Origin of the sequence: Porcipelethomonas ammoniilytica, from assembly GCF_025567485.1 — a bacterium.
Classification (GTDB): Bacteria; Bacillota; Clostridia; order Oscillospirales; family Ruminococcaceae; genus Porcipelethomonas; species Porcipelethomonas ammoniilytica.
The window spans coordinates 138200-153358 of the sequence record NZ_JAOQKH010000003.1 but is presented as its reverse complement, the minus strand read 5'-3'; the positions used below and the strand labels follow the sequence as shown (position 1 = coordinate 153358).

The window sequence follows — 15159 nt, the reverse complement described above, 5'->3', positions numbered from 1 at the left end:
GGTCAATTCATTGTTAGAAAACGTTTCAACTTTATCTGCTTTGTTTTCAAAGGAAATATTCTCGGTATATATATAATCGCTTATTTCACCGTTATCATCATATCCAATATACTGAATTAATACACCGGTATTGACGTCCACCATTAGTTCAAAAGTTGATACATTAAACTTGCTGCCATAATCTTCTTAAGCTGTTCCGGAGATATGGTAACATAATTTATCATCAATTACCTTAGTACCATTTACGCTCCATAAATTTTGATTTGCCAAATAGCCGAATGTCATTTCCTGAGGGAAAATGCAGATACTTGCTTCGGGTACATTAGTAGGATTGGTTCGGTAATTATAGCAAGGTTCACCGTCAATTTCAGTGATTCTTTCATCATCGGGAATTTCACAAACAGCCTCTAATCCGATAGTGTCATATGAAAGTGTTTTATATGTTTTTTCTAAACAATTTAAGTTTATACTTTCATCAGCATTACAATAATATTTTTCATCCCAGACCAGATTGTCGGTATTCTTAGCTTCTAATGAAATATTTTCAATACTCTCAGCTGTGATGTTATCTGCATAAGCTTGCGAGTAGTGTGAGTATGCTTTCGTTTCAGACAATACACTTTGAAATTCAACAGTATTTACTAGATTTAAATCTCCCGGTGCAGGGAAATAAATAGTACCGGAAACTTTATCATAATAATCAATAGTATTAAGCATCATATGGTAAATATCATCCTTGGAAGCTATATTATAATTTACAGCAGTATTCAATTTTCTGGCGGATGCATTTACTGTTTCATTTTCGGGTATAGTTTCAAAGATCATATTATCAGTACTTTTTTGATTTCTTGAAGAAAAACTTGAATCAGAAACATTTGCATATGCGACAATGCCTGTTGCTGCCAGACATATTGTTGAACATAAAACAACAATAGAAGTTAATTTTTTTCTCATAATTTTCTCCTTTATGATGTAATAGTAACTTTAATAGCGTCTGCTCCTGTATTATTACCTTTTCCTCCGGAAGGAACAACTTCTGCTGATTCAGAACTATAAAAAGTTACATTTGGAACAGCAATATTTGCTCTTTGTATTGTAGACCAACCAGATGCCGCTCTATCTTGATTGTAATTTTTTTATATTTACATATTATTGTTTTTTATTCTTTTTATGTTTAATTATAGAAGTAATCAGTATTATAATCATAATAAATATTGCCAAAACAAATAAAATTACAATTAGTGAAAACAGCATAGGAATTGCCATTCCTTTTGTTTTTGCTTTGTTTTTTATTGTAGAAATAACCGTATTTGCCGTTTCAGTTTCTTCAGACGGTTCTGTAATTTCAACAGAGGTCTCTTCTTCATCTGACTTTAGAGTACCGTTTTTAAGAACAAGTTCTGTTTCCTCAGCGATTTCGGATACAACGCCGGGTTCAAAAATATTTCTGAGACCGCAGCTTTCAATTGATTCAATATACGGCGTGTATGCACCGCAGTCAATTAATGATTTATATGTGTTTATTGCAGACTCTCTGTCATCTGACGCTTTAATCCATAAATCAAGAGAAGACAGTGCAGACGTTGCATAGCTGATATAATACATAGGCGAGTTATAATTGTGTGAAATTTCTGTCCAGTCATAAGAGTAAGCGACGTCTGTGCTGTATTCTATATTATATTCGCCGCATAGTTCCATATATTTTGTATTGAGTTGTTCAAGAGTACAATCGGGATTTTCATAGGCATATCTTTGAAATTCATCAAGCAAGCAGCCTTCTACAACTGATGATGCCATTGAATAAATTGTGAAGTCTGTAAACGCTTTACCCTGCTTTTCGCCGAAAATATCATCGTGATATTCAGTAAACAAAGCTTCCATTCCCTGAGAATGAATTTCGAGGGTATCGAGTGAATTGCCAAATGTATTATCGTAAATAGCACGGGTCGGATGGGTATAATCGACATTTGCATGACCAAATTCATGGATCATTGTCCTGAAATCATTGTAGTTTCCGTATGGACTGTTAAAAATAAACGGTACGGCATATGAATATAATGAAACGGTATATCCGGCTTCCATTTTATTTGGAAGTGAATCAATATTATAAAGATGATACTTTCTCATGTATTTAAAATTTTCATAAATTTCTGAACCAATTTCAGCAAAATATGGTTCAATCTGATCAAGTATCTCCTCACCGTTATAGGTTTGATTTGCAAGTCCGGTTGTATAAAGGCTCAGACTAAGCTGATTGTAAAGCTTATTATATAGATCCGGAAAGCTTTCCTTGACTTCTTTATAAACCTCATCAATATCATCCAGTGAATAATCTCTCATATATGTGGATTCATAAGCATATTCTGCATAGTTTGGGTATCCGTATAGTTTAGCGATTTTATCTCTTATTTTTATAAGCTTAAGATAAATTTCACCAAGTTCTTTATTTTTTTTACTGTAAATCATATTTGAAATACGGTTATATTCATCTTCGTTTTCAGGCGGATTGTTGTATAAATCATCAGCAGTCCAGCTGCGACCTTTATATTCGACACTGTATTCCTGTGAATTCAGACTTTCATATTCAAGAACCAGTTTAGATTCTTCATTTGAGAGTTCGGTATATTTTTCATCAGTTGTATGAAAAAAAGTAATTGCAGTTATTATATCCTGATCTAGAAGCTCAAACATTAAATCCTGATAATCTGAATTATAAGCTTTATTCAATGCTGAAAAAATAATATCGTAGTATTCAGAATAATTTTGTTCGATTTCAGGGAGTTCCTTTTCAATTGATTCATTTGTCACATCAGTGTAAAAATCATTGTATCTGATATTATAAAGCGTTGCCTGAAGATCGTATTCATCGAACATTATATTTATTAATTCTTCAACTCTTTTTTCTTTGCCGGATATATTTTTTTCAGCAATTTCTGTGAGCTCATCTGCGGCATTTTTTAACTTGCTTTCGTCAAATTCATGATACTGCATTTCCGAGTATGTTAAATCTTTACGCTCATTGCCTTGCAGTTCGGCGGAAACGTTCAGTGCAGGGAATAATGTCAATACCGCAAGAATTGAGGCGGTAAGTTGTTTTAATCTTTTCATTTGTTTCCTCTCTTTATAATTTTGTCGATTTTTGTACAATTATTATACCATTATTATATATTTATGTCAAGACAATCAATAGATGCTTAAAATTAAAATATATTATTTTCTGAATAAATTTAATGAGTGATAAGTCGGCAGAAAAGCCCACAGACAAGGATCTGCGGGCAGTAATAACTCTGAGATAAGATATATATTACTGAATGTCTTTAATTTTGCGGCATTCAATATAGTATCGTTTATCTTGCGCATGACCCATAGAAAATGTTTTTCTTGGCAATGCGCCGTCTTTTATTACGGTAGGGAATAACTGGCTTTTACTCATATCCGGCAGTATAAATCCAATTGAATTTTTTTGATTTGCAAGTTTTTTAACAGTATCCTTACCATGAATATAGTCGATTTTTCCGCTGTTTTCTGTCAAATAGCTGTCAAGAAACTTTTGTAAACTTCCGACTGTAAGGTTGGAGGTTTGATTATGGATATATGCAGTATGTTCTTTACCGTTTACAATATACATAAACGATTGTTCAGACTGTTTTTCGGATATTTGAAGCTCATTGTTCATAGTTTTAATAAGCATATCTGTATCGGTATCTGTAATAATTCTGTGAATGGCCTCAAATTGCAGTGCCGGACTGTGAAGATTTACAATTTCAGCAAGTGCATATCTTGCAGGATGATTTGAAAAATCTTTTTCAGGATTGTTACGTTTCAGCTGTTCATAAAATTCTTTCGCCGTAGCCAGAGAGTGATTACCGTCACCCATAGCATAGAGAAGTACGTCGCTGCAACCGTATTTCCGACTGAATTTTTCAGGATTTCCGAGCATGTCAAGAGAACGGATAATTTCCGAGCATTTTTGCTCATCAATTAAATAACCGCTTATTTTTCCTCCATTTTGCATTAGTTCAAAATTATATAGTTCTTTCATTTCAGATTTCAAATTTGCAAAAGGTTCAATAACAGTATTATTTTCGTCGTCAATAAGTATCATAATATGAGGAAGCTCAAGTAATGCGCCGTCCCGGACTTTTATTCTCGGAGGAATTCTTTCTATTACGGTTGCTTCAGTGGCACGAACTTGTGAGGTACTGCCCTTTGAAAAATCATACTCTTCAAGGTCGATCATTCCAACAATACCTGCTCTCAGAATACCGTTGCTCTGAATTCTTTCAACGTATATCATAGAATTTTTATACTCATCAAATATGTCATCACTTAAATACTTATCCATATTTTTATGAATATTTTCAATTTTTTCTTTAACATTTTCATCTTCAAGATAAATTTCAGGCAGAATCAAATTTAATGATGAATAGTTCTGACCGACTATTTTACTGGTTTGTTTCCAGTATTCAGGTTCACTGGTATATTGATCGCATGCAATAACCGACCACTTATTCATATCAACAGATTTTTTAGGAACAAGTATATCAGTTGGTTTAAAAGCGTTATTCATATTTACCTCCGAAAAATTTAATATAATTATATTATACTCCTTTTGGGTATAAATTTCAACCGCTTATAATAATACGTTTCAGAATAACAAGATCAAATATATTTATTTTATTGTCGTCGTTTAAATCTGCTGCCTTAAATCCAGATTCATTTAACTGTTCAGTCTTTATAAGGTATTTCTGCAATGAGACAATATCAGATACATTTACTGATTTATCAGAATTTATATCTCCTTTTTGTACATCATCGCTTGTTATAGGTGAAGTAGTTGTTATTGGAGATGTTGTAGTTTTTGTAGTTGTTATACTTGTAGTTATTGCACTTGTGGTTACGGTTGTTGTTACAATAGGTGATTTTTCTGCAATCCATTTCTGACAGCTGTTTGAATTCACTTCCCACTGCTGAACATTCGCACCGCTGTTTTTTGAAGCGTCTGCAACTTCAACAGCACACATGTCTTTTGAGGCTCTTGTAAGTATATTATATGTACCGTCAGGATTTTTTACAAACTTAAACAAATGAGAACTTGTTTTATTGTTTGTAAGTATTTCAGCATTTGCACCGTTTATTCCGGAACCGTTTTCAATGTTCAGATAATATGTTTTACCGTCATCAAGCTGAGAAATAATGTAATAGTATCCTCCTCCGAATGATTTCAAGGTCCATGAATTATGCTTTGAAACACCATTTGCGCCCCATTGCTGAATGTTGGAATTGTTTGCAGCAGTACCGCCTTGAACTTCCATATAAAGACTGCTGTTACTGTTTTTGAACATATATACAGCGTTAGTATCCATAACACAGCCGGTATCTTCAACCTGTTCTAAGATCCAATTCTGACAGCTGTTTCCGTTTGCAGTCCATTGCTGAATATTAGCCCCGCTTGATGTACTTGCATCAGCTATTTCAACACATGAAGTATCATTTGATGTTTTAGTTCTGATTTGATATGTTCCGTCACTGTTTTGTACAAATTTAAATTTCTGAGCGTCGGCGTCTGTTGCAGACCATATACCTATGTTTGTACCATTATCTGTCTTGTTTCCGTTAACATCAAGAAGGTAGGTTATTTTATCGTCAATCTGTGAATAAAGGTAGTAATAACCGTCACCGGCTGAAAGAACACGCCATGTATTATGAGAGGCTGATGTGTCTGCTCCCCATTGCTGAACATTAGTACCATCTGCGGCAGTACCGCCTTTAACTTCCATGTACATACCGCTGTTTGCATTTTTTATCATGTACACTGCTCCTTCTTTAAGTACGGCGGCAGTTATTTCAGTTGTCAAAGTACCGTATTGTGAATCAAATTCCTCTGTAAGGAAAGGTGAAAAAATAGTTTTTTCAATAAATGATGAACAGTCTGAGTCATAAATATATTTTAGTGCAGAAGAGGACTTTACACAACCTGAGTACTGTGAGCAGAATGTTTTAACATCTTTTGAGTTGCTTTTGTATGCTGAGATAAGAGAATATCCGTAATTTTCATTTCCGGGATTCCATGAATGAGAAGTATATGAACCTAGATTGTTAGAAAGAGGGTAGGATTCAGATGTCAATGTATCGCTTGTGTATGAACCGGAATCTTTATACTTTGCGTTTTTGTCTATTGCAGCTTCAACTTTTTTTAGTCCCTCAAAGCGGCAGTTTTCGCTGAGAATCACAGATCCTTCACCGGGAATAATTTGTGAAGTTCCGTCGTTTATTGAACCGTCGTTGTTTACGTGGTAGTTGTTGTAAATGTGTCCGGTACCGTTTCCTATCTGAGGACATCTTCTTATACAGGAATCCCACATGTTATACATAACAGAGGTTCGGCATTTGTTTGTTTCGCCGTTTTGAGTACCGTAAGCGATAGTCCAGTATCTGTTTTTGAAAATATTATATGATAATGTAATGCAGTCGGGACTGCGGTTTAAATCTTTTCCGTCAAAAGGCGTATTGATCCAAATGAATTTTCCTACTTCATCACGATTTTTATTTAAATCTGAATTGAAAGTACAGTGGTCGACCCAAATATTTTTTGAGGAATAAATTGCAAGTACCAGCATGTTAGGATTAACCTCTACCTGAAATTTCATATTTCTTATAATTATGTTATCACTGGGATCAAGTTTACCGTAATAATCGTTGGTTCTTAACTTGCAGTCACGCATCTGATTAGCTTGATATGATCCGATAATCGTTTTGTTGTCCTCGATCATCCAGTCATAATTTTCACCGCTGCAATCAATATTTGCAGTCAGTACTATTGTAAGAGGTTCAGTTCTGAGAAGTGCTTCTTTCATTGATTTCATATCCGAAACAAAAACAGTTTCACCCAGAAGACCTCCGATAGTACCGGCCTTTTCGCCTTCGCTCATTTTACTGTTTGCTGCAAATCCCTCAAGACCATAGCAGTTAAGCTTCCATTTCTGAGCGCCGTCATTTGTATATTGAGCAAGAGCTATACTATTATCTTTTTGGTAATATGTAATTGCCTTACCCGTAGAAACATTTACAATTTTATAATACAGATAATTTCCTAAAAAGTCTTTATCAGTACCGATAATGTTCCATTGCTGATTGGAATTGCCACTAGCGGAGGAAGTAATGCATTTTGTTTCGTTTGCAGTAAGATAACTGTTGTCAGACATGTTTACAATATTGTAAACGCCTGAAGAGACGTAATCAATGCGCCAGTTTTCGGTTGTACTGCCCGAAGCAATTTGTGTATTTAATGACGTACTTGATTTGTTAAGATTACGTGCGGTTGTGTAGGCAGTAAAATTTACAGCCTGTGCGGGATAAAGGGCGGTATCGGCGGCTAAAACTATAGATTCATATCCCAGTGCGCCGAAAATTGATGAAAAGATAAGCATGCAGGATAAAATAAATGATTTGATTTTCTTCACATTAAACACTCCTTAATTATTCATTTTTATTACTTTTTATACAAAATTGTTGAATATATTTATATAATATCATATTTCTTTAAAAATTTCAATAAAAATCATTAATTTACAAAATAAATTGAATATGTTATAATTAACAAAAACTAAGCAGGAAAATTGTATAGATTTCCAAAAATATAAAATATTTGCAGCATTTTGTACTTGAAAAAACACTAATATTATGAATCGATTCAAAAGGAGGGAATTATGAAGGATTTTAAAAACGATGTAAGTCTGGCAAGGAAAGGGGATACAGAAGCCTTTGCAAGATTATATTCAATAGTTTACAAAGAAATGTATCATACGGCACTGTATAATTTACGCAATCGTCACGACGCTTATGACGCAGTAAGCGAGACGGTAATCGACGCTTTTGCTTCAATTGGCAAATTAAAAAATGAAGACGCATTTAAAAGCTGGATTATGAAAATACTTTTTTCTAAAATAAAGAAAAAGCAAAGAGAATATTATAAAGATAATTCAGAACTGAACGAAGATATTTTATATAATTCAGAATTTGATTTTAATTGTTCAGAGCTTAAGGAGGCAATGGATAATCTTGATGACGAATCAAGAGGAATACTTTCTCTGTCGGTACTGGGCGGTTATAAAAGTGAAGAAATAGCAAAGATATACGGACTAAAATCATCGTCGGTACGTTCCAGACTTTCAAGAATAAAAAAAGAATTGAGACTGAGCTTAACGGTATGAAAGGAGAGGCAAATATGAGTGAGAACTATAACGATAAAAATATAAAAAAAATACTGGAATCGGAAAATGTTCCGCAAGAGCTTAAACCTGAATCAATAAAAATTATGCTTGATAAATTTTCCGGCGAAAGAAAAAATAAAATTAATTTTAAGCGTACGGCTATGAGGGTTATTCCGATTGCAGCGGCATTTGCTGTTACTGTAAGTGCTGCATTTGGCTATATGTTGAAATATAATCATGACGGTGATAAATGTCTTGTTTCGGAATCTTCTTTAAATGATGCTGATTCTGTCGATTCAATGAAATATGCAGCTGATTACAGTGAGGTATACAATTATTTCAAACTTGCAGAAAAGAAAGCGTCACGTATAAAATCAAACGGTTATGATGAAGTTATGGCGGACGGAGTCATTGCAGAGGACTCTGTTGAGTACTCTGTTCAGGAAGAAGAGGTTAATCAGAATTCCGTAAATGTTTCGTCACAACAGAAAAAGGCTTATTCGGATACTTACAATCAGGAAACGGGAGTTCTTGAAGCAGACATAGTCAAGACTGACGGCAATAATATTTACTATGCCTGCGGAAATGTAATCAATGCTGCCAATGTTAAGGACGGAAAGTTTCTCAATACAATACAGTTCCACAAAGATGAGGAAGCTATTAACGATATGTATTTATATAATAATATACTGATTGTAATATCTTCGGCAAATAATTTTAGTGAGAATGTTAATTACGGTGAAGAAAACGACTGCTGCGGATTGATTTACAATGATATTTGCATTTCGTTCTATACTTCCGGAGAGTATCCTCAGCTTATCGGAACTTATACGCAGGAGGGATCATATAATGATGTGCGCCTGACGGATAACGGTTATTTATATCTTGTTTCAAATACAGAAAAATATTATAGCAGTAAAGATTTTACATCTGAAGAATTTGAAAAATATATTCCCAGATATTCGGTAAACCAAGAGGTTAAGTATGTAGAACCGGATTGTATAATGATCCCTGAATATTGTCCTGATGTTCTTTATTCCAGTTCTGCATTTGCAAATATATCGGCGTTTAATTTAAATGCTGAAATCCCTTATGAACCGACTGATATACAATCCGTTGCAGGATTTTCCGGTACTGTTTACTGTTCTTATGAAAATCTTTATTTAACATTTGGATATGAAGATACTGAAATAACAAGATTTTCAATAAACAGCGGTAAAATTACTCCTCAGGCGTCAGGGAAGGTTAAGGGATATGTAAACGATCAGTTTTCAATGAGTGAATATAACGGATATTTAAGAATAGCGACTACTGTTAATATGCGGAATAATTCGTGGAATGGTGTGTTTGGGGATTCACAGGATTACAACAATTATCTGTATGTACTTGATATGGAGCTGAGAGAGGCGGGAAAAATAAAAGACTTTGGTCTTGATGAAACTATAAAATCAGTAAATTTTCAAGGTGATACAGCTTATATTGTAACTTTTCGTCAGACGGATCCTCTTTATGCAATTGATCTAAGCGATCCTCATAATCCTGTTATTATGGACGAATTCAAAATAAACGGTTATAGTTCTTATATGCAGAAATGGTCTGATAATCTTCTGCTTGGCTTTGGTCAGAGTGCAGATAATGACGGAACATTAACAGGTGTAAAGCTTACGATGTTTGACAATACTGATCCGGAAAACTTATCGGCTCTGGATACTGTGGAAATAAATGCTGATTATGAACATGAATATGTATCATCTGAAGCTGTATGGGAACGTAAGGCGATGCTTATTGATCCGGAAAAAAATATTATAGGTTTTCCTGTAACTGAAGATAGCTATTATTCTTCCGAAAATAAAAATGAATCATATTATATTTTCTATTCATATAAAGACGGGCATTTTAATTATTTGAATAAAATTCAAAACGACATGGAATATGATGCGTTTAACCGAGCAATAATAATAGGCGACTATGTTTATATGCTTTCAGGCTTACAGTTTAAATCGGCAGATATGGCAACACTTTCAAATGTTGAATCAGTAGAATTCTAATTAAGGAAGATATTGTTCGTATATGTCAAATGCATCGTAAACCGAACCCCATTTATCGTCTTCCATTGCTGTTACAACAATATATTCTTTATTATTTTTTATTGCAAAGGACGCCATACAGTGCTGTGCTTCAGAAGTAAATCCGGTTTTTCCTCCTTCAATGGTGACGTTTTCAACTTCGTCGCCGTACATTCTGCTGAACATAGTACTTTCCAAAAGAATACCCTTTGGGTGTTCTTTTGTTTTTGAGGTAGTATATTGGTATGTAGATAAAATTTCACGGCATAAATTATTCTGTAATGCGTATTCAAGAATTACAGCCATATCAAGAGCGGTACTGTAGTGATTATCATCGTGCAGACCGCTTGTATTGGTAAAATGAGTATTTTTAAGTCCCATTTCTTCGGCTTTTTCATTCATCATTCGGACAAAGTTTGTTTCAGAACCGGCTATAGCTTCTGCCAGACCTACCGTAGCTTCCGCTCCGGAGGGAAGTATAGCTCCGTAAAGCATGTCCTTTATTGTTATAGTTTCATTTTCTTCAAATCCGGCAAGAGAAGCGTCTTCATTGATCAGAGGATTTAAAATGTCATAAGTCATGGTAAAAGTATCGTCTGGTGATTCCATATTTTCCACAGCTACTATTAAAGTCATCATTTTTGTCATTGAGGCGGGATACATTTTTTTGTCTGCATTTCTTTCAGCCAGAATTTTATTATTTTCTATATCTATAAGAACACAATATCTACTGGCTATTAATTTATCGAATTTTTTTGCCGTCTCAAGACCGTCAGGATATTTTATATTGATTATATTGTTTTCTTTTTCCGTAGGACTTTCTATCGCTATTGTTTCTGTACGCATATTTTGAGTTTTTTCAGGAGTAATCGTTTCTTCTTTTGCTGATCTGACAATTAGATAGAGTCCGAACAAAATGCAAATACTGACAATTAAAGACAAAAGGATATAAAATATTCTGAAACTAAATTTGAAATTATGAAATTTTAACATTATTTTAACCTCTGTTTCGTATTTACTTTTTTTATTTTATTACATTAAGAAATATATGTCAATATGTTACAAAAGAAATTTTAGATTCTGTTTACATTTCATGAAAAATGTGATAAAATAGTTATACATTTATCACTGCTGAAAACGGAGGAAAAAATGAAGGTAAAAAAAATCTTATTATTTATTGTTGTTATACTGTCAGTATTATGTATGTGTATTATATTTTATTTTTCTTCACAGGATAGCGGCAGTACAAATATATTAAGTAAAAATGTAACTCGTAAAATTGCGGAAACTATATTTTCAGACTATAAAACAATGAATGCAGATATTCAGAATACTATTACAAGTCAGCTTAATTTATTTATAAGAAAAACTGCTCATTTTTCTTTGTACTTTCTTATGAGTATGACCATATATTTTGTTTTTGCAGTATGGAAAAAAAGATACTTGATTTCCGGAATAATAAGCGTATCTTTTAGCTTTATATACGCGATTCTGGATGAATTTCATCAAAGCTTAGTCCCCGGCAGAACTCCGCTGGCAAAGGACGTAATAATTGATACGTCCGGAGCAATACTGGGGACAATTCTATCTTTTATGATTATATCCTCTGTTATGTTTATTGCAGATAAAATAAAGAATCATGAGTAATAATTTTTTTCTACCTCTTTCCAATTGATCACCTTACAGAAATTATTTATGTATCTGTCACGATGATATTGAAACTGAAGATAATAAGCGTGTTCCCACATGTCGATAGGCAGAAGAGGATTCAGACGCTGTTCTATGGGAGTTTCCTGATTTTTAAGCATAATAATATGCATTTTTCCGGACATATCAGAAGCAAGGTAAGCGTATCCTGAACCAAAAACGGCTTTTGCAGCTTCTTTTAAATTATTAATCAGATTTTGCATGCTTCCGAAATTGTCGCACACTATTTTTTCAAAGGAACAGGTGATTTTACCCTTTGACGGATGAATAATACTGCTGAAATAAAGCTGATGATTAAACGCTCCTCCGGCGTTTATTTTTATGTCGGTTCTTATTTCCGGAGGCAGAAATGCCTGTTTTAATATCAATGCTTCAAGAGGAAGATTTTGATATTGGGGATAATTTTTCAGAATATCGTTTAATTTTTTTACATATGCGGTATAATGACCATCGTGGTGTATTTTCAGGGTTCTTGCGTCCAGCCATGGAGAAAGTGAATTTGCAGGGTAGGGAAGCGGTCTTACAGAAAACGGGAAATGTTCCGGTGCATTCAAAATTTATCACTCCTTATGAATATATGTATTATTTATATGAAGTGATAAAAAGAAAAATGCTAAAATAAAAATGGGTTTATTTAAACTTGCTCTTGTTTTAAAAATATGCTATAATAATAACAGTAAAATTCTGGAGGTTAAAAATGATTATAATTGAAATGCTAAACGGTAAGGAAATCAAATTAGAACTTTATCCTGAAATAGCTCCGATTTCCTGTGAAAATTTTGAAAAGCTGGTAAATCAGGGATTCTATGACGGTTTATGTTTTCATCGTGTTATTCCCGGATTTATGATTCAAGGCGGCTGTCCTGAAGGTACCGGAATGGGCGGTCCTGGCTGGACAATTAAGGGGGAATTTGCCTCAAACGGAGTAAAAAATAACTTAAAGCATACAAGAGGCGTAATTTCTATGGCACGTTCTATGATGCCGGATTCAGCCGGTTCACAGTTTTTTATCATGCATGAGGACGCACCTCATCTTGACGGTGATTATGCAGCATTTGGTAAGGTTATTGACGGTATGGAGACTGTAGATGAAATTGCTGAAGCTAAAACCGATATGTCGGACAAACCGATTGAACCGCAGATAATTAAAAGAATGTATATAAAATAAGAAACTGCGATATTTCACAAAGGTGAAATATCGCAGTTTCTTTATAATTAATTTTAGTATTTTTAATACTTACATGTCATTTCTGATAATATCGTCAAGAGTTTCTCTTTTAATAACAACTCTCGATTCGCCGTTATTTATAAAAACTGTTGCCGGCTTAGGTATTCTATTGTAGTTTGAGGACATTGAATAGTTGTAAGCGCCGGTTGCACATACTGCGATGATATCTCCCGGTTCGGCTTCCTGTAAAGGCATTCCTTCACCGATCAAATCGCCGCTCTCACAGCACTTTCCGGCGATAGTGACCTTTGTATCTCTTGGCTTATCTGCTTTATTGGCTACTAGTGCTTCATATTCAGACTGATAAAGAGCATATCTTGGATTATCTGTCATACCACCGTCAATTGATACATAAGTTCTTATATTGGGAATATTCTTAATTCCACCGCATGTGTAAAGAGTAATTCCGGCGGGAGCTACCATTGAACGTCCCGGTTCGATAAGTATAAATGGCTGTTTGATTCCAAGCTTTTCACAACTTTCCTTAACAGCAACAGAAACCTTTTCCATATAAGCTTCATAAGGAACCGGATCGTCATTTTCAGTATACTTAATACCAAAACCGCCGCCCAGATTCAGTTCAACAACCTCATGACCTGTTTCGTTTTTTATATCTGCAATAAATTTCAGCATAACTTCGGCTGCTTCAACAAAAGGATTTATGGAGAAAATCTGAGATCCGATATGGCAGTGCACACCCTTTAAATTGATATTAGGACAGTTTATCGCCATTTTAACTGCTTCCATGGCTTCTCCGGTTTCAAGTGCAAAGCCGAATTTACTGTCTATCTGACCTGTTCTGATAAAATTATGAGTATGAGCGTCAATACCCGGTTTGATCCTGAACATGATATTTGCCTTAACACCCTTGTTTTCAGCAATTTTATCAAGTCTTTTCAGTTCGTAAATATTATCAACAATAATTCTTCCGACTTTTAAATCAACTGCATATTCTAGCTCTTCATCAGTTTTGTTATTGCCGTGGAAACAAATCTTATCACAGTCAAATCCGGCTTTTTCAGCAGTATAAAGCTCTCCGATGGAAACTACGTCCAGACCGATTCCCTCGTCCTTCATAACTCTGCACATTTCCATGCAGCAAAACGCCTTGCTTGCATAGCATACAAGTCCCTCGCCGCCGTAGAATTTATCAATGCTGTTTTTATAACTTTGACAGTGCTTTCTTATCAAAGCTTCGTCCATGACATAGAGAGGCGTGCCGTACTGCTTTGCAAGTTCAACAGTATCAATTCCGCCGGCAGTCAAATGACCTTTTTCATTAACTCCCAGATTTTCAGATACAAACATTTTCAACATTCCTTTCAATTTGGTTTAATACTTCAGATTTCTTCAGAATCTTCACTAGCAATTTCCTCTATAATACTCCTTACTTCTTCTACGCCCTCAAAGGTCTGAGATGAAAACGGAATAATATGAATATCATTAAAGTATGGAATTTCTGTTTTAAAAGCTTCCATTCTTTCAATACGCTGCATTTTTTTCAGCTTGTCCGCCTTTGTCAGAATAATAATGAACGGAAGCTGAGCTTCAACTAGATAATTGATCATATGAATATCGTCTGCCGATGGTGCATGACGCATATCTATGAGCTGAAAAATAAGTCTTATATCTCTGTCAGAATTAAGATAACCCTCAATCAATTCAGACCATCGGCGTTTTTCAGATTTTGCAATTTTCGCATATCCGTAACCAGGCAAATCCACAAAGTAAACATTTTCCAGACCGTAAAAATTAATAGTTGCAGTCTTTCCGGGTACTGAGCTTACTCTTGCAAGATTTTTTCTGTTAAAGATTTTATTTATTAACGTGGATTTTCCAACATTTGAACGTCCTGCAAAAGCAATTTCAATACGCTCGCACGGAGGAAGCTGTGAAAAAGTTCCGTAAGCCGCAGAAAATTCCGCTTTATTATAATTCATCAAAT

General features: G+C 34.5%; 12 protein-coding genes. 4 read left to right on the top strand and 8 right to left on the bottom strand.

What is annotated here, in order from left to right; genetic code table 11:
- Positions 1–186 precede the first annotated feature (186 nt).
- The 4 genes from OCV67_RS03850 to OCV67_RS03835 form a co-directional block, all read right to left on the bottom strand.
- Positions 187–954, bottom strand: coding sequence for a hypothetical protein (locus OCV67_RS03850; RefSeq protein WP_147642542.1), 768 nt, complete (start codon positions 952–954; stop codon positions 187–189).
- Between the two features lie 195 nt (positions 955–1149).
- Entirely contained in the window at positions 1150–3108 is a 1959-nt protein-coding gene (locus OCV67_RS03845; RefSeq protein WP_147642541.1) for a M3 family metallopeptidase, read from the bottom strand.
- 196 nt (positions 3109–3304) lie between these two features.
- Entirely contained in the window at positions 3305–4570 is a 1266-nt protein-coding gene (locus tag OCV67_RS03840) for a DUF1015 domain-containing protein (RefSeq protein WP_147642540.1), read from the bottom strand.
- Positions 4571–4625: 55 nt separating this feature from the next.
- Positions 4626–7463 (bottom strand): RICIN domain-containing protein, encoded by a 2838-nt coding sequence (locus OCV67_RS03835; RefSeq protein WP_147642539.1) that lies wholly within the window; start codon positions 7461–7463, stop codon positions 4626–4628.
- A gap of 246 nt (positions 7464–7709) precedes the next feature.
- On the opposite strand from OCV67_RS03835, the gene OCV67_RS03830 reads away from it, so the two are divergent.
- Positions 7710–8213 (top strand): RNA polymerase sigma factor, encoded by a 504-nt coding sequence (locus tag OCV67_RS03830; RefSeq protein WP_147642538.1) that lies wholly within the window; start codon positions 7710–7712, stop codon positions 8211–8213.
- A 14-nt stretch (positions 8214–8227) separates the two neighbouring features.
- Positions 8228–10261, top strand: coding sequence for a beta-propeller domain-containing protein (locus OCV67_RS03825; RefSeq protein ID WP_178084984.1), 2034 nt, complete (start codon positions 8228–8230; stop codon positions 10259–10261).
- Here the strand turns inward: OCV67_RS03825 and OCV67_RS03820 are convergent, their stop codons facing one another.
- On the bottom strand, positions 10262–11272 hold the full coding sequence (locus OCV67_RS03820; protein WP_147642536.1) for a D-alanyl-D-alanine carboxypeptidase family protein: 1011 nt from the start codon (positions 11270–11272) through the stop codon (positions 10262–10264).
- 156 nt (positions 11273–11428) lie between these two features.
- On the opposite strand from OCV67_RS03820, the gene OCV67_RS03815 reads away from it, so the two are divergent.
- Entirely contained in the window at positions 11429–11926 is a 498-nt protein-coding gene (locus tag OCV67_RS03815) for a VanZ family protein (RefSeq protein WP_147642535.1), read from the top strand.
- On the opposite strand, the gene OCV67_RS03810 is transcribed toward OCV67_RS03815, so the two are convergent.
- The gene (locus OCV67_RS03810; RefSeq protein ID WP_147642534.1) at positions 11917–12540 is read right to left on the bottom strand and encodes a superoxide dismutase; all 624 of its coding nucleotides are present in this window, start codon (positions 12538–12540) and stop codon (positions 11917–11919) included. The genes OCV67_RS03815 and OCV67_RS03810 overlap by 10 nt on opposite strands.
- Before the next feature lie 143 nt (positions 12541–12683).
- Here OCV67_RS03810 and OCV67_RS03805 point away from each other — a divergent pair, with 143 nt between their 5' ends.
- Complete coding sequence (locus OCV67_RS03805; RefSeq protein ID WP_147642533.1) at positions 12684–13154, top strand: peptidylprolyl isomerase; 471 nt, start codon at positions 12684–12686, stop codon at positions 13152–13154.
- A gap of 69 nt (positions 13155–13223) precedes the next feature.
- Here the strand turns inward: OCV67_RS03805 and lysA are convergent, their stop codons facing one another.
- Together lysA and yihA are read right to left on the bottom strand one after the other, a co-directional pair.
- Complete coding sequence (gene lysA, locus OCV67_RS03800; protein ID WP_147642532.1) at positions 13224–14522, bottom strand: diaminopimelate decarboxylase; 1299 nt, start codon at positions 14520–14522, stop codon at positions 13224–13226.
- Positions 14523–14554: 32 nt separating this feature from the next.
- Positions 14555–15154, bottom strand: coding sequence for a ribosome biogenesis GTP-binding protein YihA/YsxC (gene yihA, locus OCV67_RS03795; RefSeq protein ID WP_147642531.1), 600 nt, complete (start codon positions 15152–15154; stop codon positions 14555–14557).
- Between the last annotated feature and the right edge of the window lie 5 nt (positions 15155–15159).

Coding starts and splice junctions, on each gene's coding strand:
- OCV67_RS03850 (WP_147642542.1), bottom strand. CDS start 954: ATGAGAAAAAAATTAACTTCTATTGTTGTTTTATGTTCAACAATATGT.
- OCV67_RS03845 (WP_147642541.1), bottom strand. CDS start 3,108: ATGAAAAGATTAAAACAACTTACCGCCTCAATTCTTGCGGTATTGACA.
- OCV67_RS03840 (WP_147642540.1), bottom strand. CDS start 4,570: ATGAATAACGCTTTTAAACCAACTGATATACTTGTTCCTAAAAAATCT.
- OCV67_RS03830 (WP_147642538.1), top strand. CDS start 7,710: ATGAAGGATTTTAAAAACGATGTAAGTCTGGCAAGGAAAGGGGATACA.
- OCV67_RS03825 (WP_178084984.1), top strand. CDS start 8,228: ATGAGTGAGAACTATAACGATAAAAATATAAAAAAAATACTGGAATCG.
- OCV67_RS03820 (WP_147642536.1), bottom strand. CDS start 11,272: ATGTTAAAATTTCATAATTTCAAATTTAGTTTCAGAATATTTTATATC.
- OCV67_RS03815 (WP_147642535.1), top strand. CDS start 11,429: ATGAAGGTAAAAAAAATCTTATTATTTATTGTTGTTATACTGTCAGTA.
- OCV67_RS03805 (WP_147642533.1), top strand. CDS start 12,684: ATGATTATAATTGAAATGCTAAACGGTAAGGAAATCAAATTAGAACTT.
- lysA (WP_147642532.1), bottom strand. CDS start 14,522: ATGTTTGTATCTGAAAATCTGGGAGTTAATGAAAAAGGTCATTTGACT.
- yihA (WP_147642531.1), bottom strand. CDS start 15,154: ATGAATTATAATAAAGCGGAATTTTCTGCGGCTTACGGAACTTTTTCA.